The sequence below is a fragment of the Methylomonas sp. HW2-6 genome, from assembly GCF_052474525.1.
Window position 1 is genome coordinate 208,383 of sequence record NZ_CP184124.1, and the last position, 22,448, is coordinate 230,830.

The following is a 22,448-nucleotide window of genomic DNA, read 5'->3' on the forward strand; positions in this document are numbered from 1 at the left end:
GCGCTTTGACCGAGTCAAGCCCGCCGCCAAACGATCCGCGTCTCACCACACGACCTATGACAACAACCGCCCCAGACGTAACATTAACCACGGCTGCAGCCCAATTGCGCGGCCGGGCATTGTTGCGTCCGTCGTTCGGCTCCAGCGTTGCGGCCTCAGCCTGGGCGGCACGGTTGCTAAACCTTACCGGCTGTAGCCGCTCGCATCGACCCAGTTTACTATCCATCCTATGTTTGCTGGTACTGCTGGCGGCCAGCGCTGGGCAAGCCCTGGCCGCGGAAGCGCTGTCCGAAGCCCAAATCAAAGCAGCGTACCTGTACAACTTCGCGAAATTCGTGGAATGGCCGGCAACCGGGGCGCCGGCTGACGCCGAGATCAACCTGTGCGTAATCGGCAACAATGTGCTGGAAGGGGCTGTGCAAGCTCTGGACGGGCGCAAAGCCGGCGAACGCGGTTTGAAAGTCAGCCAGCGCAACCATACCGACGCCTCCTTCGCCGACTGCCAGTTGCTGTATATCGGCAGTTCCGAGCAACCGCGGGTGGTACCGATTCTGAAAAACTTGGGTAACGCACCGGTGCTGACACTATCCGACATCGGCGATTTTGCCGAAAAAGGCGGCGCCATCGCCCTGCTGTTCCGCGACAACAAGGTCGTGTTCGAAGTGAATCTGGAATCGATCCGCAACGCCGGCCTGCGGCTTCCCGGCCAACTTTTGAACATCGCCACCCATGTCTACGGGAGATAGAACGATGCGCGTTTTACCCGACTTCCCGAATTGGTCTTTACGCCGCAAACTGCTGACCATCATCATGCTGAGCTGTACGGTGTGTCTGCTGGTGAGCTTATCGGCGGTGGTGATCAGTTCCGCTATCAACCGCTACCGCAGCGCATTACAGGATATTTCCGGTCTGGCCGACGTGTTAGCGGAAAACGGCCAGGCCGCACTGGTATTCTCGGAACGCAACGAAGCCGCCCGCTTGCTCAATTCGCTGCAAGAGCACTCGGAAATCGCCGCCGCCTGGATGGTCGCCGCCGACGGTTCGGTACTGGCCGCCTGGAATCGCAGCGGCTCGCCGACCGCGCCGCCGCGCGATTCCCGCTCTCCGGCGCGGGAACTGCGCACCGATTTCTGGCGCCGTAGCGCCGAGCTGTATACGCCGGTGATCCGCAACACCGAATACATCGGCTATGTCCTGATGCAAGCCGATTTTACCGGCCACTGGAACAGCCAGCTCGCCGATCTCGGCACCGGCCTGGGTGCGGCAGCCCTGGCCTTGGTGGTGGTATCCCTGCTGGCCCTGCGCTTGCAGCGCATCATCTCCGGCCCGGTCGAGGAGTTGGCGGCCACCGCACGTCTGATTGCCCACGAACAGAACTACACGCTGCGCGTACCGCAACGCCACCGCGACGAAATCGGCGAATTGGTCAAGGCCTTCAACACCATGCTGGAAGAAATTCAACGCCGCGACCAAACCCTGACCGGACACCGCGACCGCCTGGAACACGAAGTGGCGCAACGCACCGCCGAGCTGCTGCAAGCCAAGGAACAAGCGGAGGCGGCTTCCCGCTCCAAAGGCCTGTTCCTGGCCAACATGAGCCATGAAATCCGCACGCCGATGAACGCAATCATCGGCTTGTCGGATTTGGCCTTGAACAGCAACCCGCCGAGCAAGCTGCGCGATTATTTGCGCAAAATCCATACCTCCTCCCTGGCACTGCTGGCACTGACCAACGACATCCTGGACTACTCGAAAATCGAAGCCGGCCGCATGGAATTGGTGGTCGAAACCTTCAACTTGGAAGAAGCGCTGGAAAACGTGCTGAATTTGTTCATCGTTCGCGCCGAAGAAAAACAACTGGAAGTGGTGTTGGAAATCGACCCGACAATCCCGCTGATGCTGGACGGCGACTCCTTGCGCCTCAGCCAAATCCTGAACAATCTGGTGGGCAACGCCGTCAAGTTCACCCAGCGCGGCGAAATCCACATCAAAGTCGTCCTGCTCGCCAAACAGAACGGTATCGCCCATCTGCTGTTTTCGGTGCGGGACACCGGTATCGGCATGACCGCGGCGCAAGTCGCCAATCTGTTCCAGGCCTTCACCCAAGCCGACGGCTCGATCACCCGCCGCTTCGGCGGCACCGGCCTGGGCCTGACCATCAGCAAACGCCTGCTGGAAATGATGGGCGGCGACTTGCGCGTCGAAAGCGAAATCGGCAAGGGCAGCCTGTTCGAATTCGGCTTGCGCTTGCCGTTCTCGGCCGAGAAGCAAAGCCGGCAACAACAGGAACAATTGGCAGGCATGCGGGTACTGGTGGTCGACGATCTGGATATCTCCCGCCAAATGCTGCGCGACATTCTGCAAAACTGGGGCTTCGAAGTCACCGAAGCCGCCAACGGCAGCGAGGCCCTGGCGCAGCTCGGTCAGGCCAACCAATCCGGCAAGGACTTCGAACTGGTATTGCTGGACTGGAAAATGCCGGGACTGGACGGCATACAAGTCACCCGGGCGATCAGAGACATGGTGCGGCAATCGAAAATCCGCCACGCGCCGGTGGTGATCATGGTCACCGCCTTCAGCCGCGAAGGCCTGCTGCACGCGGCCGGCGATACCCCGCCCGACGATGTGCTGCTGAAACCGGTATTGCCGTCGATGTTGCTGGATTCGGTCACCCGCTTGCAGGGCGGCAAAACCGCCGCCGAACCGAACCGGCCGCAACTGGCGGAAATGGCGGCATCGATTCGCGGCGCGCGCATCCTGTTGGTGGAAGATAACGAGATCAACCAGATGGTAACCTGCGAATACCTGACCAACGCGGGCCTCAACGTCACCGTCGCCAACAACGGCCGCGAAGGCCTCGACGCGATGCGTCGCGAACGCTTCGACGCCGTATTGATGGATCTGCAAATGCCGGAAATGAGCGGCATCGAAGCGACGCGGCTGATCCGCGCCGAAAAGACCCGCGACGAATTGCCCATAATCGCCATGACCGCCGCAGTGCAAGAGCCCGAGCGCAGCGATTGTTACGCCGCCGGCATGAACGACCACGTCGGCAAACCGGTCCTGCCGCAAACGCTGATCGCGGCCTTGCTGCGCTGCATCCGGCCACAGGCCTTGCTGCCGCAAGGCGGTTCGACCGCAGGCTTCGCCTTGACCAGCCAGCGCACTGATTTGCCGGGTTTCGATTGGGACTACATCGCTGCCGCCATCGCCGACAGCCAAAAATTGAAATCGCTGCTGCAGCGTTTTGCCGAAAAATTCACCGATGCCGACGCCAAATTACGCCGCCATTTGTTGGCCGGGGAATTGTTGCCAGGCGCTCAATGGCTGCATTACCTGAAAGGAGCCGCCGGAGCGGTCGGCGCCACGGAATTGAGCAGCATCGCCGGCCGGCTGGAATCGGACTTGCAACAAGGCATTTGGTCGCCGGCGGATTTGGAAGCATTGAGCCAAAAGCTGGCAAAAACCTTGCATACTATCGCCGCCTACACGAATCCGGCCACCGAAAACGGCGAAGACGGCCGGGCCGATTGGCCGGCTGCCGGCCGGTTGGCCGCGCAGTTGGCGACACTATTGGACGGTAACGACTATATTCCGCGAGAGACAACCGAACAGTTGCGCGAAACCGTGGCCGGAGCAGAGGCCTTGAGGCTGGTGCAATTGATCGAAAAAAACATCGGCGACATCAACTACAGCCAGGCGCGGGAGATCCTGCACGAGCTGGAGACCACCATCAAACGTTACCTGCCGGAAGCCGCCCATGAATAACGACCGCCTGAAACCGCTGATATTGATCGTCGACGACACCCCCACCAACATTCAAGTGCTGGCGGAAAACCTGATCAAGGACTACCGGATAAAAGTCGCCGCCAGCGGTGCCGCGGCACTGGCGGCGATCGCCGCGCAAGGCGCGCCGGATTTGATCCTGCTGGACGTGATGATGCCGGAAATGGACGGCTACGAAGTCTGCCGCCACTTGAAAGCCAATCCGCAAACCAGCTCGATTCCGGTCATCTTCGTTACCGCGCTGAACGACGTCAGCGACGAAGAACGCGGCCTGAATCTAGGCGCATTGGATTACATCACCAAACCGTTCTACCTGCCGGTGGTCAAGGCTCGCATCCGCAACCACATCCGTTTGAAACAGGCTACCGACATGCTGGAAGCGATGGCCTGGATCGACGCCTTAACCGGGATTCCCAACCGGCGCCGCTTCGACCAAACCCTGGACAACGAGTGGAAGCGCGCGCAGCGCAACCAAACCCCGCTGGCGGCGATATTGATCGACATCGATTATTTCAAAGCTTACAACGACCACCACGGCCACGGCGCCGGCGACGACTGTCTGAAACAAGTTGCCGGCCATTTGGCGGCGGCGGTAAGCCGGCCCGGCGATTTGGTCGCCCGTTACGGCGGCGAGGAGTTCGTCATCCTGCTGCCCGAAACCGACACCGCAGGCGCCCTGCAAATCGCCGAAGAGCTGCGCATCCATCTCGCGGACCAACGCATCCCGCACCGAAATTCCCCGGTCTCGGACTCGATCACGGTCAGCCTCGGGGCTGCAGCCGTTATCCCGCAACCGGGCCAAGCGCCGACGTTGCTGGTCGACGCCGCCGACCAGCGCCTATACCAAGCCAAAGACGCCGGCCGCAACTGCGCCCGCTAAGCCTTCCCCGCCGCGACGGAATTTGCATTGGCATTTCCGCTGTGGTAGAAAATTTTTCGCAAACGGTTAAGTACCGGCTTGCGTTTAAGGTTCGAGCGGTCGAAATTCCGATAACCGCGCGAACCCATCTCAGCGTCAATAACTACTACAACACCGAGGAGACCGAGAATGAAAAAATCCCTATTAACCTTCACCGCTGCCATTACCGTGGCTCTGCTGCCATCCCTGGCGTCCGCCGGCGACGCCGACACCTGCAAAGGCTGCCATAACGGCTCGGTAGCCCCCAGCGTCGACACCCTGAAAGGCAAATTCAAAACCGTCGACGAGTTGGTGGCCGGCGCCAAAGCCTCCAAAAACGACATGATGAAACCGATGCAGGCCGACACGGCCAAATTAAAAGCGGCCGCCGCCGAAATTCTGAAATAAGCGAAAGCCGCCAATCCACGGATCCGCAAACCAGTAGACGGGGTTGCGGATTCTCCCCGCCGCCGCAAAAACCCACTGCGGCGGCGTTCCGACCCCTTACAAGCCCCTCACTGCCGGCATCTAGCCTGGTTCAGACCGCCCGTACACCATTCACTCCCGGTCTTTAGTGCCCTCAAAAACAAGGCCATCGTAACGCTCCACCCGGCTTAATCGCGCCGACCGAGTCCACCCAAACGGCATCCGGCGACCGCTTTCCGGTGCCGCGCCTGTCTCGCCAGCACGCCGCCTCCCCTCCGCGCGGAGGGCGAAACCGCACCGGGGATCCGGTATGTTTTTCGGCGTGCCGACATTGCCCCGGTAACGGGCTTGCGGCGCCAACAATGCGTATTACTCCACAATCAAAACGAGCACATACTATGAAAAACATCTCGCTAACCCAATGGCTGGGCTTCGCCGCCGCAGCCTCGATGCTGGCATTCGCCTCCCTGCCGGCGCAATCCGACGAAACCTGCGCCTCGCCGTATATGGCGAAAATCACTGGCCAGGAGGATTTCGTTTATGTTTGGACTTTGGGCGCCGAAGGCATCGGCGACGAACAGGACAAGCTGGTCACCGTCGACGTCAATCCAAAATCCAAGCACTACGGCAAAGTGGTAGCCAGCGTCTCGGTCGGCGGCCGCAACGAAGCCCATCATTCCGACTTTACCGACGACCGCCGCTACCTATGGGCCGGAGGCTTGGATACCAACAAGATTTTCATCTTCGACGTCGCCAGCAATCCCGCCAAACCCAAACTGGTCAAAGTCATCAGAAACTTTGTCGCCAAAAGCGGCGGTGTGGTCGGACCGCACAGCTTTTACGCCGTACCGGGCCGCATGCTGGTGACCGGCCTGTCGAACAACAAGGACCACGGCGGCCGCACCGCGGTGGTGGAATACAGCAATGCCGGGCGCTATATCACCACCCACTGGATGCCGACCGACGGCAACCTGCGCGGCGCCGTTAAAACCGGCCAGTACGCAGACGGCTACAACTACGACTTGCGCGCCCTGCCCCGCAAAAATCTGATGCTGACTTCGTCGTTCACCGGCTGGTCGAATTACATGATGGATTTCGGCAAGATGCTGGCCGACCCGGAAGCGATGAAGCGCTTCGGCAATACCGTCGTGCAATGGGATTTGCATAGCCGGAAACCGAAGAAAATATTCGACGTCCCCGGCGCCCCGTTGGAAATCCGTTGCGCCTGGCGCCCGGACCACGACTACTGCTTCACCGCCTCGGCGCTGACATCCAAGCTGTGGCTGATCCATGCCGACGCCAACGACGAATGGCAAGCCAAAGACGTCGCCGATATCGGCCAGCCGGCAGAGGTCCCGTTGCCGGTCGACATTTCCATTTCCAGCGACGACAAATACCTGTGGGCCACCACATTCATGGACGGGAAGGTCCGCCTGTTCGACATCGGCGACGCCCACAACCCGCAACAGGTCTTCGAACAAACCATAGGCTCTCAGGTGAACATGGTGTCGTCCAGCTGGGACGGCAAGCGCTTGTATTTCACCTCGTCGCTACTGGCAAACTGGGATAAGAAAGGGCCGGACAACGAGCAATATTTCAAAGCTTACGCCTGGGACGGCAAACAATTGACCGAGCGCTTTGCGATCGATTTCTATCAGGAAAAACTGGGGCGCGCCCACCAAATGCGCTTCGGCGCTTACGCCTTGTACGGCAAGTGGCCGAAGTAGCCGGTTCCGCCAAACCGAGTCGAGCAGACTGGCTAACAGTCGTTTCCGGTTCGAAAATGTTAATTAGAAATTCCTAATTTTCTCCGCCGCGCGGTAAGATGTTCGCCCGAATCGGTCCGGGCGAACCTGCCGCCGGCCCCGTTATTTTCGGTTTCGGCGCCGATGCGCCACCTACTTCCGCGAGCCCGTGCCATGAGAATTTTCTGCTTTTTTCTGTTGTGGTCGATTCTGGCCAGCTCGGCTATCGCCGCCAACGACACCGCGCCGTTGGCGCCGGGACACTCCGCCTTGCCTTACCGCCCGGCCGCAGCGGGCAGTTACCGCTTACCGCCGATCGGCCCGGCCGCGGACGGCGAAGTCTTGTCCACTGCCGATAAAGCGCTGCGCCTGCACGATTTGATGGGCGACAAGCTGGTCGTGCTCAGCTTCGTCTATGCCGCCTGCAGCGACGTCAACGGCTGTCCGCTGGCGACCCAGGTTCTGCACAAGATCGGCCGGCAACTGCAAAAGCAACCGGAGCTGGCCAAAAACCTGCGGCTGCTGACGCTCAGCTTCAATCCGCTGGACACGCCGGAGACGATGCGCCATTACGGCGCGGCATTCCATGCCGGCGAGTTCGATTGGCAGTTTCTGACCACTCGCGACGACGCGGCGTTGCAGCCGATCCTGGATGGTTACCAGCAGAGCGTACAAAAAATTTACGACGACCAGGGCCGCTTCACCGGCACCTTTTCCCATTTGCTGCGGGTTTACCTGATCGACCGCAATAAAAACATCCGCAATATCTACAGCGTAGATTTTCTGCATGCCGACACCCTGATCAACGACATCAAAACCCTGCTGGCCGGCGACAGCGAAGCGGCCGAGCCGCCATCGGCCAGCGACGCGCAGTTGCTCCGCCCCGGCGACGACAAACAAGGCTACCAACAAACCGATTACCGCACCCGCTCCCTGGCCTTGACGCAACGCAAAGGCCAAGCGGCCCGGTTGATCGAATTTGCGCGCAAGCCGCCGCTGGGTCTGCCCAAATTGCCGCAGCCGGCGGACAATCCGCTGACACCGGCCAAAATCGCCTTGGGCCGCAAAATGTTCTACGACCGCAGGCTGTCACTGAACGATACCTTTTCCTGCGCCATGTGCCACATCCCGGAACAAGGGTTCGGCAACAACGAAATGGCGACCGCCGTCGGGATAGAAGGTCGCAGCGTGCGTCGTAACAGCCCGACTCTTTATAACGTGGCCTATGCCGGCTTGTTGTTCCACGACGGCCGCGAAAACAGCCTGGAACAGCAGGCCTGGGGCCCGCTGCTGGCGCATAATGAAATGGCGAATCCGTCCATCGGCTACGTCATCGATAAAATCAAAACAGACGCCGCCTACCGCACCCTGTTCGCCAAAGCCTTCGGCAAGGGCCCGACCATGGAAACCGTGGGCCAGGCGCTGGCCAGCTATCAACGCACCTTAAACGCCGCCGACTCGCCGTTCGACCGCTGGTATTTCGGCAAACAGGCCAAGGCCATGCCTAACGAGGCCAAACGCGGCTTCGAACTGTTCACCGGCAAAGCCGGTTGCAACGCCTGCCATCGCATCACCCCCGACTACGCGCTGTTTACCGACCAACGCCGCCATAACACCGGGATCGGCTACGCCGAAGCGATGCAAAAAACCCCGGAGAAACAACGCATCCAGGTCGCTCCCGGCACCTTCGTCGACGTCGCTACCGCCAATTTGCAAGGCGTGGCCGGCGAGAAAGCCAGCGACCTGGGCTATTACGAAATCAGCCAGAATCCGGCCGACCGCTGGTCTTACAAGACGCCAACCCTGCGCAACGTCGCGTTGAGCGCGCCGTATATGCACAACGGCTCGCTGGCGAGCTTGGCGGACGTGGTCCGTTTCTACAACAACGGCGGCACGCCGAACGAGAATCTGTCGCCGCTGATCAAGCCGCTAGGCCTGACGGAGGCGGAAATCGCCGATTTGGTTGCGTTTTTACAGGCGTTGACCGGCAGCAACGTCGAAACCCTGGTGTCCGACGCCTTTGCCGCGCCGGTGGGAGACCAACAATAAGCCGACCGGTTGCTGAACTTACAGCCTCGGATATTGCCGTCGAACTCCGGAATAGAGCGCACATCCCTGGGTTTCAGCCAATTTTCAAGATCAAAGGAGCTTTTGCAAAGTGATGTTGGAATGAAGGCAGGTGGTTCTGAGATTGAGCCCAATCAAATGGCTGGAGCTGGGTACCCGGAGAATCCATAGTTTGGTTGCGAACGTGATTGTTTTGTTTTGACCCTTTGCGGACGATGAAAATTAATTTGGAATGACAAGAAAAGGCAAACAACCTGTCGTTCAATTAATTGAATGTCATCACGCATGGCAACCTGAGGTACTGGTTTGTAAAAAATGACCTAGGTCGATTTGACGATTCTTGAACCTTTTTGATCATTGAAACGATTCACTGAAAATCCGCCTAGCAGGTTGGTGAAAAACTCTTTTTTGGCTTTGAATGACTCTATATTTAGTGGCGATGAAGCCACTTTTCTACTAAATACTGGTTCGATTGAGCAAAGTTAGCGTCACAAATATGGTTTTTCACCAACCTGCTAGACCTCGATTCCGCTCTCCAATCAAAATCAACGCTTAATATCCTAAATTTTAAATTTCAATAAATCAGTTTTGCTAATGACTTGTGCGCAAACTCCATGTGCATAAGCTTTTAACCAGTGTTGCCCTGATGAACTACAGAGCGCTTCTAAAACTGGGATACGGTAAGGTTCTGCAACTCGAATCCGATACACACAATCGGTAATCGGCAAATGTCCGTGACTAACTAAACCCACATGCCCGATACAACGCTTGCCAACCCTGGCCAGTAATAAGTCTCCTTGTGCAGCAATTAATCCGGTCGTTGAGAGAGGTGCTGAAGGCAATTCAATATAATGACCGTGATGCCGGAAATGGCTGGTGTGAAAATATTCCACGCCAGCTCGTTCATAGTAATTTTTCGTTGATAGTCCCCGTTTAATTTCAGCGCCTAATTCAGCCAAGGTTAAACCGATTAAAGATGTTGAGGATTTTGTACCTTGTTGTTGCCAGCTCCAAAATTGAAAATCCATACGTTTAACCAAGTCAGCGGAATTGACTTGAATGGATTCGGCAACAGTTCCGTCCCTATCGGCGCGATGAAGCGCCAGTGTACTAGCGGTCGTGCCGTGTTTGCGCATAACCAAGATATGGGTTCTTGCTTCCGTATGATGAAAAATATGTTCCGGCAATTGAATAATGCTGCACAGTTGATGATGACTTAGTAAATCCTCACGTAACAGCTGAAAACAATGATTCGTTAATAATCCATCCGGCACGATAATGCCCAATTCACCCTGGTTTTTCAGCAAACGCAGGTTTTGCGCCAAAAAAACCAAATCGGTTGAAAGTGTTGAGAACTGCAAGCAACTGGGTAAATTTGCTTCTGCAAATAGGGAATGAAATTTAGCCTGATTAGCAAACTGTAGATAAGGTGGATTACAAACCGCTACATCCATACTACTGGCTTCCAACCCCAACGCCTGTTCTAAATGCAAATCAAGCCCATCCAAACGCTGACTGTTGATACCCGGAAAACGCATCCTTAAAAAAGCATGTCCTTGGCCGTTGGGCTCAACCGCATGAAGCAATGCATTTGGCCAACGCCGACGGGCAGCGATAAGCAAAGCTCCATGACCCGCCCCTAAATCCAGTATATGTTCAGGTTGACGGGTCTGAAGTTGGGCAATCAGTAGATCGGATACCCGATTATGCGTGTAATAACAACCTGGCTCATGCATGTTGATTCAATAAACCATTACAGTTATACCAATAGCCGTGTGAAATACCTTCGGTACAACCATCACGTGGAGACGGGAAGTCATACAGAATACGAATGCGCATTTGTTCGGTCGGTTTCAATGATAAATAAAACAACAGAAAACCCAATAACATCGGCTTGGGGCCTTGCGGAACAACATCGAATACGGAATCGGCATTAAATCGATCCATAAAAAACTGCCGGATATTGTCGGGATAGCGAGCGTCAACACGGTGAACATTACGCAACGGTAAATGTCCAATCCAAGGATTGGCGCACTCAGCTTTCTTAACACCATTATTAAAATAAGGCGGATCACCAATAATGGCGTGAATATACTGCATATCCCAATCGTATTTTTCTTTAAAAAAATATTCGGCGCGCCCTTGATCAAACCCTAATAGAAAATAGTGCGCTGTCGTGTTGTTACGAATAGAGAAACTAGGATGGAAAGTAACATAACCTCTTGGCTGGGAAATTTCAAGCAATTCGAGCCTATCCTCAGATTTATTGCCATAGTTGGTCGGCACCAAATATAAGCCAAACAGGTTTTCAACTGGTTTTTCGATTAAGCACGGAACAATATTAAGCAGAATGTCTAAATCCATACTAGTTAAATCCAGCACAACATTTAACGGTTTTTTTGGTAATGCTTGATCAAGCTGTTCAGTAAACTGTAAGGTACCTTCACAATCGATTACGGTGTCATTACAGTGAAACTGATAATCATAGTGACGCTTACTTTGTCGGTTGATGCCGATTTTTATACAGTCGGGTAATTGTGAAAATTGTTCCAATACCTTTTTACAACGATCTTCTTTATTACTTACAGCACCACCATAAATCAAAACATTCCAAGGCTGTTGCACTAATAACGCCTGCCAAGCTGGCGCACTGTTATCAAAATTCTGAGTGATCTTCATCGAGCAAACTGGTTTGATTAGTCGAAGTAATGTTCTTTATGTGACAGTATTTCTGTTCGACTAGATTAACAATTTTTTTCCATGCATCATCATCGCCAAAAACAATATCCTGAAGTTCATTAGCCGTTAATTTGAGCATTTTTTTTCGACGCCAGGAAATATCAAACTTTGGCGTATAGCGTGGATGCAACTGCCAAGCATCTTTTTGTTGATCGGATTTACTTTTTTGTTTATTACCCGGCAACCAGCGCAAAATCGCTTCGATACGGCAGTTTTTAATAAAATCATCTAGCTCCTTAGAGATATCACCATTAATTGAAAAATGATTAATTTCCGGCTCGCCTTGTCGCGGGCCCTTGTGAATGATTTCAAATAATCGGCCTAAACGCTCGACAAAACGATAAAAATCCTGGCCATTGCGGCGGTCTCGTAAACCACGTAAATAAGTATCAGATTGTTTGTGTATCGCTGCCGATTGAATCTCAATACTAATCGGCAAGCTTAATTTATGGTCGTTGGCCCGCCATTCTTCAATAATGGCATAGCATAAATCTAACGCCACGCGGGTATTATTACCTGCCACGCCAACGATTTGTTCAAAACCGGCATAGGTTTTCGATTTTTTATACAAACTGCATAACCAATATAAGGCACCTCGGTGATAATTGTGATACCAGTCTTTAGCGGTTTCGTTATTGGTATTAAATGCACTGATAATCTGTTCAATGCTTTTACCTTGATTGAGTAAAACTACGGCAACCGCTTGGCGGAGAAGATTGCTCTCATCATCCATCCAATCCACTAATGGCTGACTCACTTGCAAGCCATATTGCTTGACTAACCATTTTTTGAGAGGAGTGTTACCACGCTTATCGGCAATTAAAATCGCCTCATCTTCTGCACTCAACTGGGTAAATAAGCTTTCAGTATTTAGGCAGCCTCTGACTTTAAAATAATCAGAATCTTGTAAATGCCGACAAACAATCTTTTCTACATGTTCTTTGAATACATTGAAGACTAGCCCCTCATCCATATAGTAGGCACGATAGTCATGAGTGTCTTCAATCGACTGACCGGTTGCACGCGTCTCATATGTTCGAAAGCCATCATTGCGGGCCAGTAATTTATAAGTGACGCGATCCGATTCTTTAACCTGTTTTACTCGGGTATTGATAACGCGCTGCTGGTAAGCATGAAAGTTTTCGTACTCATCAATAAACACAGTAAAATAACACCCTTTAAAGTTATTATTTCTTTTTAGCTCCTCTGCCAGTAGCTTTATTAGTATGTTGTCTTGCAGTAAGAAAGGCTGGGGAGCCCTTGCTGGATTATTAATATAACGCCGCATATCAGACAAAGAGCTTTCAATTAACTCCAGCATTTCAGCATAATTTTGAGCGGGTGTTTCAATCGCCATTTCACGAGACAAAACAGTAAACAGCTTTTTAACATCGCACCAGGATTCAACTCCGCCTAACGTCTCCAAGGCATCTAAGGCTTTTCTTAAAACCAGTAGATCAAAGAACTGCCCAAACAAATCGTTAAAAGTGTCAATCAAGCCTTGATCTTTAGTATTGAAAGTATTCAACAAATCAACATCCAATCTAAACCACAGGCCGATTGGCTTGTTGTACAATTCGATTATGCTTGATTTATTCTTTTGTTTTAATTGGTAGGCTAAGGTTTCAAACGAAAACCAACGGGCCAACATGGTTTTACCAGTACCACGAGAGCCAAATAACACGGTTGGCATAAATTGCTGCATCGCATGGCTAATGTTGTTACCCGGATCAACAAAATAATTAACCACAGACTTAGGCTCCCAATATTCAATACGAATTGCAGGAAATGGATTGATGGATGTTGGGTTGATAGAGTTGATGACTTCTACTTCTCTTTTTACAGAAAAATGCTCTTCAGAATTTGATAGTTTATTATAAATAGCATTTATCGCAGAAGTATAACTATCCATATATCGATCACTATTTAGATAGTTTTTATTTTCCCGAACTAATATTTTCTCAGTCAATGCAAGTTTATGACGATAAGGGACGTATGCATCAATACCCTCTAATTCAGGCCATTCAAAATAAATTTCATTTAAGCGCGTTTCAATTTCGCTTGAGGCATCTTCGGGGACGGGTGAAAAAACCACATAGATATTTTTTTTGCCGTATTGCTCTATGAGTCGCTGATTTAGCAAGGTTTTCGCTGCCAACTTGCTGCCTTCAATATTCTGCCTGTTGAGACTGCTGACCAGCACCACGCTATCGGCCAGCGAAAAAGTGCTGACAAAAAATACTTCACTCATGCCGGTGCGCGAGTCGATTAATACATAGTCGTAACCGGCCTCGCGGATTTCATCTTTTAAATATTGTAAAAAATCCTCGCCGTTATATTGGGTATAAAACTGTTCCCAGTTCCAGTCAGCTAATTGGCTTTGAAAATCGTTGTTGATGGCTTGTGAAACAGGCAATAAATCGATACTGCCGTTGCCGCGAATAAAGGCTTGCTCGCCATCGGCATGAGCAGAAATATCTCGATCAAAAACCGAGCTGCGGCGAATATAACGTTCCAATTCAATAAAAAAAACACCATCCTTATCCAATACTTTTTTACGCTCACACAGCATTTCAAGAAAACCAGGCTTATCTTCATCAATGGTCGACAATCCTTCATTAAATAATTCGCTTTTATGCTGACCTGGCGCCTCCATATCCATATCCATGATTAGCACTCTACGACCATTAAAAGCCATTAAATAGGCAATATTGGCTAAGGTTAAGCTACGCCCAGTGCCGCCCTTGTAGGAATAAAAGCAAATAAAACGAGTCCGATTCATATTATGCCGCCATTTTCAATTGCGACCAGGGAGGAATTTTATTTGGGTTGTTTTTTGAATTTTTATTATCCAACTCATCCACGGCGGCCTTTATTTTCCAACCGAGCCCTTTCAGTGGAATAAGAATTTTTTCAACATGGCTCAACAAATTATTAGCGCGAGCAATGGCAAGGGCTGCATTAAGCTTTGAAATTAATTCTTGTTGTTTTTTAACTTCTTCATCACAAAAATAAAAGCTAGTCATGATGTAGTAATTCAGCCTTTCACAGAGTTTCCGGTCTTTAATAAAATAAGTAATTAACAGATTCCAGCTTCTTTGATCTAAAAATTCAATATAATTGATAATCAGCGTAATTACAGATATTAATGAATTATTTTGTGCAGCTAGCGGTATCAGTGTGTGCAACTGATTTTGCCAAAATAATATTATCTCGGATTTTGGCAGCCACTCCCATCGACTCATTAGCAATAACGCGTAATAATTCATATCAAGCCTTTTTTGAGTGACGGGTGAATGCCATGTAATTTCTTCCTTCGTAAAAAATGGTTGCCATCTGAATGACTGCGCAGCAGGAAAACCAAATCTGCAATAAAGCAGTACTGTGCTTTTGAATAAAATATTATTTTCAGATGCCCAAGCATTTTTTGATAGCGAATTTAATGCACTCCAAAACCAAGTTTTCTGTTCATCATTCAGATAGTGATACAGAGTAAAAACAATGTCCTCTTTATGTTCGTCGGCTTGGTAGTGAGCGCATGCTGCATACTCCTGCTCTTCGGTGAGGCTAAGTCGTTGTTGCATGTACGACTTAAGTATGTCTTCACTTTGTGTGTGTTTTAGCAGTCCGTCCTTATTCATAAGCGTGCGCTCTCGATTTGTGCTGCACTAAAGTTAATGAAGTCTTGAGTGAACTCACCAAGGTTGATGTCGGTTTGCACGGTTAAAAGCTGTACATCGTCCAACTCCAGTAACGTATCAAAATAGCTGACCCATTCCTTATAACCCTGTTGGCCTGTTGCCAAGTCTCTAGTATATCCGTGGTGTAAATACGCAGGTGACGCATCAAAATAAAATGCCATACCAGCATCCAATAAGGTTGGTTTGTAGATGTCATTGGCGCGAACGGTTAGAGATAAAATCAATTCACCTTGCTGAATTTTTCTCCAGTGGTAAAGGCCAAGCTTTTGAGCAGTGCTATCTATTGGCTCGGCAGGGATATGTGGCTCGCTGAGCCAAAGTAACCGTCCAGCACATTTCTGTTGATACTCATCCCAAGCCGGTTTGAAGTAGGATGTTCTTATCGCTTGACTTGTTGAAGCCAGCAGGCGAGGGCTAATAGCAATGCCTGTTTTTCCAACCAGCTGATCAAATTTCATTATGCATTTAAGCGTAGCTCCATTCGTTTTGGATTGCGAATGCGCTTGGTACCGACAATCGTTAATCAGTGTTTGTCCTTCAGCATTTCCGTATAGAGTTGAAGAAGGGCTATCTTCATTTTCTTTTATCTCGTGAGACAACGAGTAAGTTTGCAAACGATCACAGATAAAAGGATATATCGATTGCGTGTTATGTTTGTTTTGATATTGAAGCGCCATCTTCAATTGCTGTTCATCTTTCAGGTCGCCTGATTGATGTGCTTGCTTAATTTGATTTATATAATCCCAAACCATCGTCAATTCCATGCTAGGCTTTTGAAGCAACTGCTTGTTATTTTTGGATTTTAGGGTAACAGAGTCAGAGTCATTTTCATAGGCTTGTCTTTGGCATTACCGCTTTGAAAATTTTGCAAATACCCTTCGTAGCGAATAGCTAAACTGAATGACTGGTATGCGTTCAACAGCTGTCCGCCAAATGCAAAGCCTGTTGTCTGCTTTTGGCCGATAATAAGCATTAAACTCAACCAATTTTGCACCCAACAAGCCATTGAGCTTCTCACCGCTCTGACTCTATCTTCCATGAAACGGTACGTTTCAAAAATCAGCGCAGTTTCAATTTCCCCCTAGAAAACAAAGCCGGATTAAAATCGTTCGGCTCGGGCATACTCGGGAGCGTAAGCGTTTTTTCGAGTGTCTTCGCGCCTGTCGTGTGAACGAAGCTTTCAAATTGTTCCATGCCCCAAACGATATTTGGCATTGGAACTATTCACCGCCAAAGCCGCCTGAAGCGGGAAGGTTTAACCAACGGAGAACCCCAGTGAATTTATGCCCCTGCTGTTCCGGCCTGGATTTTCAGGCCTGCTGCGGCCCGATCATCGCCGGCGCGCCGGCCGCGACGGCCGAGGCACTGATGCGCTCGCGCTACAGCGCGTTTGCGACGCGGCAATTGGATTACATCGCCCAGACCCAAAGCCCGGAAATTAGCGCCAAATTCGGCCGCGCCGATATCGAACGGATGGCCGACGAATGCGAATGGACCGGCTTGCAGATCGTCGACCGGTCCGAACGCGGCGACTCTGCGGAGGTGGAATTCGTCGCCCGCTTCCGCCAGCACAATCGGGAGATGCTGCACGCCGAGCGATCCGAATTTCGCCGCGAAAACGGGCGCTGGCTATATGTCGGCGGCCATGCCGAATTGCGCGATGCGCAACGCGTCTCCGCTAAAGTGGGGCGCAACGAGCCGTGCCCGTGCGGTTCCGGTAAAAAAGCCAAGAAATGCTGCGGTACCGGCGCGGCCTAACACCTGCAGCCTGCAAAAAAACGCCTGCTCAAAAAGAAAACCGCACGCCGGCATTAAAGGTATGCCGGCTTTCGTGCTGCAAGCTGAGCACGGTTTCGTATTGGATAAAAGCCGAGCCGCCGTTAGGTAGCGTGGCCGCCACCGAACTGCGTAGATTCAGATAGTCGCGGTCCGGCCCACCGGTCCGTACCGAAAAGGTATTGCCGGAACGGTCGTCGACGAAACTGGCCAGAATCCGCCGCGCATCCTTTTGATATTCGTGCTCCCATTCCAGATTGACTTGCGGCGTGAATACGCCGAACGGCGTGCTGGCGGCGTAGTTGACGATAAAGCCTAAGCCGCTGGTCGCCGACACGATCTCTTGCCCGGCAATGGCCAGATTCAACCCGGCGGCGCCGTGTTCGCGGTAGGCACCGATCACCAGCTTGCTGTATTCGCCGCGCCCGCGCAGACCGAAGGTCCAGGCGCCCCAGGGATAATCGTAGCCCAGCGTCGAACTGTAACGCTGCTGCGCGCCGTCGACGTCGGCCTTGGCTTGTTCGTTGACCGGGCCGAAAGCGTCGACGTAAGCGATATTGCGGACGTTTTTGTAGGCATTAAACGTGCCGTTGGCGATGAAATCGACGAACATGTTGTCGCTAATCGAGTACGAACCGAAACCGGACACGGTGTAGGCGTCGATATCCAATTGGCTGGCGTTGGCGCTGAGTTTGGAATCGGTGTAACCGTAGCCGGCGGAAACGCCGAGCAAGAGCTTGCGGGTCAGCCAATAGTCGGCGCCGATACTGACGCCGTAGGTTCTGGAACGGTAGCCGGGGTCGAGCCGGGTCTCGCTGCGATCGCCGGTTTCGAACTGGCCGTTGGCAAACAGACCCAGGCGCTCGAACAACTCGCCGTCACCGGCCGCGCCGCCTTTGGCCCGATACGGCGCCAAACCGGCCAAGGTCGAACCCGGCAAACTTTGCCCGTCCACATTCAACGACAGCCCCTTCAGGCTGATGCCGGTCGCGCCGCCGCGCAGCTCGATCAGGCGTTGGTTGATGTTATTGACTTGAATCCGCGACAAGCGGCTGCCGCTCAGGGCCTGGGATACGGTTTCCTCGGGCGCCAGGTTTTGCAAAGCCTCAGTGACTTTCTCCAGGCCGCCCGGTTGATTCAGCAGCAAGGCGATGCCCTCGGCCCGCTCCAGCAGGGCCGGCGACGCGCCGCCGCCGGAAACGATATTCTCGACCACTTCGATCAGGGTTTTGTCTTCCGGATCGGGGCCGGCGTCGCTTAAAACGCCGTCGGCCACGGTCACGGTCACGGTCGCGCTGGCCTGGACGTTATTGGTATTGCTGACGGTATAACTGAAACTGTCGGTACCGACGAAGCCCGGCGCCGGGGTATAGACCATGCCGTTCCGGCCGTTGCCGATGCTGCCGTGGGCCGGACTGCCGATGCTAACGAGTTGCGCCGCATTGAGGTCGTTCGCCAGCGGATTAATGGCCACCGGCAGATCCTTGGTCGTGGCGTAGCTGTCATTGTTGGCCTGCGGGTCCGGTTCCGTTATCGTCAACGACGTGGAATAGCTGGGAAACTGGCCGTTAAAACTGCCGCCGGAAGCGACGACCTGGCCGCCGATCAGGATCGACATATTGCTGAATTCGCGGCCATTGATGCTGATATTCAACGGCGTAGCGTACGGCAACAGGAAATTCTCGGAAAAAGTGCCTGCAGTCGTAAAGTTGCCGTAATCGCCGTAGGTCCGGGAAAAAATGGTTTGCGAGGTATTGACGTTGACGATGCTGAGAAAACCGAAAGCGGCGGCATCGAAGGTGTGGTCGTAAATATGCACCCCGGCCCGCTGGCCGCCGGCTTCGAAACCAAGCCCGTAGAGTTGCAGGGAATAAAATTCGCTGGATACCGGAGCCGAGTCCGGTAAGGCTGCCGCGCCAGTCAGAGACCAGCTTAAGCCCAGCGCTGCGACGCCGACGCCAAAGCGCCGCCGAGCCAGCGCGTTCTGTTGCCGGGATAATTCGGTGATCAGGTCGAGCATACAATCCTTGGTGCTGCCAAATTCGGATGCGCCCCCGGTTAAAACTGACCGAGGGCGCCAAAATAAAATTTATCAGCCTGGAATTATAGATGCTCTCGCCGATTTATCGGGCCGCCGGCTGCGGCCCGGAGGCGAGCGACGTTAACAACAGCCGCCAGCCACTAATGGATGTGCACTTCGCGGGACTTGGCCTTGTCGCTACGGCTCAGGGTGTAATCGTCCTGATCGCCCGCCAACGGCTGGCCGTCTTTATTCAAATGCACCAAGGTGCCTTGGTCCTTGATCGCAAACAGGCGCTTTTCCTCGGATTTATTGGACACCAAAGTCAGAATCCGGCTGCTATCGTCCCAAGTGTATTTACCCTTGTCGTAATACTCGCGGGAGGACGCCTGCGCATATTGAGTAACCAGCAAGTAATTATTCTTTTGCTTTAAGGACAAGGTCATTTTAAAACCGTCGCAACCTTCCTTTTCGCAAGGCAGATAACCGTAGAACACGCCGCGAAAGCCGCCGGTCGGATCGGCTTCCTCCATCTCGGCATGCTTGGAGTGGTCCATGTTCTGCATTTCCCGCGCCTTCAGCGCTTTTTCCTGCAATTTCATGTCCGACTCCGCCCAGGCGACGTGACCAAGTGGCAGTAATGCGCCGAAAACAATCATCGTCGCAGTCTTTGTTATTGTTTTAGTTAATGTTTGCATACCAGATTTTTCCGTTTTCAAGCGTGGTTAAAGACGAATTCGAATAGTGCCGCCAGCAAGAATACCAGTTTATCGGCCGAGATCAATTTGGCGGCTATCGGCCCATTCGGCGTTAATTTCCCAACCAATTCTGCGGTTTTAGATACGTTTCGTATAATTCGGCTTCGGCGCTGCCCGGCTCGGGCTGCCAATTGTATTGCCAGCGGGCCAGCGGCGGCATCGACATCAAAATCGATTCGGTGCGGCCGCCGGTCTGTAAACCGAACAAGGTGCCGCGGTCGTAAACCAGATTGAATTCGACATAGCGGCCGCGGCGATATAACTGAAAATCGCGCTCCCGCTCCCCGTAGGGCGTATTCCGCCGTTTTTGCACGATCGGCAAATAGGCCGGGATGTAATGATCGCCGACGCTTTGCATAAAGGCGAAGGCCTGGACGAAATCCGGTTCGTTCAAATCGTCGAAGAACAGGCCGCCGACGCCGCGGGTTTCGTTGCGGTGTTTCAAATAGAAATATTTGTCGCACCATTTTTTGTATTTGGGGTAAACCTCTGCGCCAAACGGCTGGCAGGCGGCGCGGGCGGTGCGGTGCCAATGCTCGACGTCGTCGCGAAACGGGTAAAACGGCGTCAAATCGAAGCCGCCGCCAAACCACCAGATCGACGGCTCACCATCTTTTTTGGCGATGAAAAAGCGGACGTTGGCATGCGAGGTCGGCACATACGGATTGCGCGGGTGGATCACCAGCGACACCCCCATCGCCTCGAACCGCCGGTTGGCCAGCTCCGGCCGTTTCGCGGTCGCCGACGGCGGCAGGCTGTCGCCGAACACGTGGGAGAAATTGACGCCGCCCTGTTCGAATACCTGGCCGCCGGCTAACACCCGGCTGCGGCCGCCACCGCCCTCGGCCCGCTGCCAGGCGTCTTCGGTGAAGTGCGCATCCGCCTCTTCCGCCTCCAGCGCGGCGCAAATCCGGTCTTGCAAATCGAGTAAATACTGCTTTACCGCAGCTATTTCGGGGTCGTGGCTCATGCGGCAGGCTCCTGTGGTAACGAAACGAGCCGGCAAAATTAACACAAATTCGGCGCGGCGAAAGCAGGCAGACCGCTGCCGACCGCACGATTTTTCCGGCAGCCGCTAGCGGCTAGCGAGTTACGGCATATTGTACCGCTTACGAAATATCGTATCGAAATCGGCCATCATCTCACCGCCAGCAGTCGGCAAAATTCAAAATAATCCTTTTTTATCAAACACATAAAAAATCTCACCCAATCCGGCACGGGCTTTGCGATGTAGTTAGCGACCGAAGCAATCGGCATTAACCCAACAAATTTCCGCCAAAAAGAGGACGCTACTATGAACATCAAATCCATTTTGACCGCCTGCACATTCGCCGCCGCGATCGCCTTCGACGCCGGTGCCGCCACCGCCATCGACCACGCCGCCTATTCCCACGACAGTTACAACGGCGCCGTCAATCCCAAATGGCTGACTGCGCTGCCGGATACGCTGAGATTGAGCCAATTGTCGCTACCAGGAACTCACGATTCGATGGCTTTGTACGGCGGCGACATTCCCCAAACCCAGTCCATGGACCTGGAAACCCAATTGAATGCCGGCATCCGGGTGCTGGATATCCGTTGCTGGCATATCGCCAACAATTTCCAAATCGCCCACGGCATCGTGTTGCAAAACGCGACCTTCAGCGACGTGTTGGATACTGTCGACGCCTTTTTGGCGGCGAATCCGGGCGAAACCGTGGTGATGCGGGTCAAGGAGGAAAATACCGGCAAGAACAATACTCGCAGCTTTGCCGACACCTTCAACGCCATCGCCAGTAAGTATCCCGGCCTGTTCTGGACACCGAACGGCACCAGTAATCCGACACTGGGTTCAGTCCGCGGCAAGGTGGTAATGCTGCAAAACTTCGCCGGCGTGTTACAGGGCATCTCGTACTCGTCGCTGGAAAACCAGGGCACGGTGCAGGACAACTACGAACTGAAAACCAACTGGGACTTGTACGGCAAATGGCAGCAGGTCAAAAGCCAAATCATGTCGGCATCAACCGGCGACAGCAATAAAATCTATCTGAATTACCTGAGCGGTGCGACCGGCGCCTTCCCGTATTTCGTCGCCAGCGGCCACAGTTCCCACGAGACCGGCGCGCCGCAATTGATGACCGGCCTGACCACGCTTACCAACCCGAATACCTATCCGGATTTCCCAAGGGTCAGTTGCCTGGGCAGCCTGTGCTCGATCGCCTTCCTGGGAACCAACCAGCTCAGCAGTAAATTCATCGCCGATCTGCGCCTGAATTACGCCACTTTGAACGAATTGTACAAACGCTTGAATCTGAACATCCGCCTGACCAAACGGGTGGGCATCATCATGGCCGACTTTCCCGGCATCAGCCTGATCAACAACGTGATTGCGATGAACAGGTAAACCGAATGCCAGTAGGTTAAGCCGTCATACCGGCAGGGATTGCCGGTATCCAGTCCACAGGGATGTGGCAGCCGGCATTCACTGCCGGGATGAGAGTTTTTCCAAACTGAACGGCATTGGTCCGAATCTCCGCCGGACCGCCCGCCAAC

General features: G+C 53.0%; 17 protein-coding genes. 8 read left to right on the top strand and 9 right to left on the bottom strand.

The genetic code is table 11. The features are described from left to right. Window positions 1–56 precede the first annotated feature (56 nt). From ACH518_RS01980 to ACH518_RS02005, 6 genes are all read left to right on the top strand, one after another. On the top strand, window positions 57–746 hold the full coding sequence (locus ACH518_RS01980; RefSeq protein ID WP_445371672.1) for a YfiR family protein: 690 nt from the start codon (window positions 57–59) through the stop codon (window positions 744–746). 4 nt (window positions 747–750) lie between these two features. Then, a complete protein-coding gene (locus ACH518_RS01985) occupies window positions 751–3,768 on the top strand; it encodes a response regulator (RefSeq protein WP_445371673.1) in 3,018 nt (1,005 codons plus the stop codon). Continuing rightward, the gene (locus ACH518_RS01990) at window positions 3,761–4,666 is read left to right on the top strand and encodes a diguanylate cyclase domain-containing protein (RefSeq protein WP_140911418.1); all 906 of its coding nucleotides are present in this window, start codon (window positions 3,761–3,763) and stop codon (window positions 4,664–4,666) included. Before ACH518_RS01985 ends, ACH518_RS01990 begins: the two co-directional genes overlap by 8 nt. Before the next feature lie 168 nt (window positions 4,667–4,834). Continuing rightward, entirely contained in the window at window positions 4,835–5,092 is a 258-nt protein-coding gene (locus ACH518_RS01995) for a hypothetical protein (RefSeq protein WP_445371674.1), read from the top strand. Between the two features lie 416 nt (window positions 5,093–5,508). Continuing rightward, window positions 5,509–6,837 carry a selenium-binding protein SBP56-related protein gene (locus tag ACH518_RS02000; protein WP_445371675.1) on the top strand — a complete coding sequence of 443 codons (1,329 nt, stop codon included), beginning with the start codon at window positions 5,509–5,511 and terminating at the stop codon, window positions 6,835–6,837. A gap of 192 nt (window positions 6,838–7,029) precedes the next feature. Then, complete coding sequence (locus ACH518_RS02005; protein WP_445371676.1) at window positions 7,030–8,904, top strand: cytochrome c peroxidase; 1,875 nt, start codon at window positions 7,030–7,032, stop codon at window positions 8,902–8,904. A gap of 578 nt (window positions 8,905–9,482) precedes the next feature. Here ACH518_RS02005 and ACH518_RS02010 read toward each other — a convergent pair. From ACH518_RS02010 to ACH518_RS02035, 6 genes are read right to left on the bottom strand one after another with little or no spacing between them, the layout of a single operon-like run. Continuing rightward, on the bottom strand, window positions 9,483–10,658 hold the full coding sequence (locus ACH518_RS02010) for an N-6 DNA methylase (protein WP_445371677.1): 1,176 nt from the start codon (window positions 10,656–10,658) through the stop codon (window positions 9,483–9,485). After that, the gene (locus ACH518_RS02015) at window positions 10,651–11,601 is read right to left on the bottom strand and encodes a hypothetical protein (RefSeq protein WP_445371678.1); all 951 of its coding nucleotides are present in this window, start codon (window positions 11,599–11,601) and stop codon (window positions 10,651–10,653) included. Before ACH518_RS02015 ends, ACH518_RS02010 begins: the two co-directional genes overlap by 8 nt. Next, complete coding sequence (locus tag ACH518_RS02020; protein ID WP_445371679.1) at window positions 11,579–14,443, bottom strand: tyrosine-protein kinase family protein; 2,865 nt, start codon at window positions 14,441–14,443, stop codon at window positions 11,579–11,581. The genes ACH518_RS02015 and ACH518_RS02020 overlap by 23 nt, the downstream gene beginning before the upstream one ends. 1 nt (window position 14,444) lies before the next feature. Continuing rightward, window positions 14,445–15,245, bottom strand: coding sequence for a hypothetical protein (locus ACH518_RS02025; protein ID WP_445371680.1), 801 nt, complete (start codon window positions 15,243–15,245; stop codon window positions 14,445–14,447). Between the two features lie 53 nt (window positions 15,246–15,298). Further along, window positions 15,299–16,126 (bottom strand): hypothetical protein, encoded by an 828-nt coding sequence (locus ACH518_RS02030; protein WP_445371681.1) that lies wholly within the window; start codon window positions 16,124–16,126, stop codon window positions 15,299–15,301. A gap of 38 nt (window positions 16,127–16,164) precedes the next feature. Continuing rightward, window positions 16,165–16,401, bottom strand: a complete 237-nt coding sequence (locus ACH518_RS02035) for a hypothetical protein (protein WP_445371682.1) — start codon at window positions 16,399–16,401, stop codon at window positions 16,165–16,167. A 236-nt stretch (window positions 16,402–16,637) separates the two neighbouring features. Between ACH518_RS02035 and ACH518_RS02040 the strand changes: the two genes are divergently transcribed. Further along, window positions 16,638–17,120 carry a YchJ family protein gene (locus ACH518_RS02040; protein ID WP_445371683.1) on the top strand — a complete coding sequence of 161 codons (483 nt, stop codon included), beginning with the start codon at window positions 16,638–16,640 and terminating at the stop codon, window positions 17,118–17,120. Between the two features lie 28 nt (window positions 17,121–17,148). On the opposite strand, the gene ACH518_RS02045 is transcribed toward ACH518_RS02040, so the two are convergent. The 3 genes from ACH518_RS02045 to hemF form a co-directional block, all read right to left on the bottom strand. Continuing rightward, window positions 17,149–19,158, bottom strand: a complete 2,010-nt coding sequence (locus ACH518_RS02045; protein WP_445371684.1) for an autotransporter domain-containing protein — start codon at window positions 19,156–19,158, stop codon at window positions 17,149–17,151. Between the two features lie 161 nt (window positions 19,159–19,319). Then, the gene (locus tag ACH518_RS02050; RefSeq protein ID WP_445371685.1) at window positions 19,320–19,856 is read right to left on the bottom strand and encodes a copper resistance protein NlpE; all 537 of its coding nucleotides are present in this window, start codon (window positions 19,854–19,856) and stop codon (window positions 19,320–19,322) included. A gap of 112 nt (window positions 19,857–19,968) precedes the next feature. Further along, window positions 19,969–20,886, bottom strand: coding sequence for an oxygen-dependent coproporphyrinogen oxidase (hemF, locus tag ACH518_RS02055; protein ID WP_445371686.1), 918 nt, complete (start codon window positions 20,884–20,886; stop codon window positions 19,969–19,971). A 324-nt stretch (window positions 20,887–21,210) separates the two neighbouring features. On the opposite strand from hemF, the gene ACH518_RS02060 reads away from it, so the two are divergent. Then, the gene (locus ACH518_RS02060; RefSeq protein ID WP_140911429.1) at window positions 21,211–22,299 is read left to right on the top strand and encodes a phosphatidylinositol-specific phospholipase C; all 1,089 of its coding nucleotides are present in this window, start codon (window positions 21,211–21,213) and stop codon (window positions 22,297–22,299) included. Window positions 22,300–22,448: the final 149 nt, after the last annotated feature.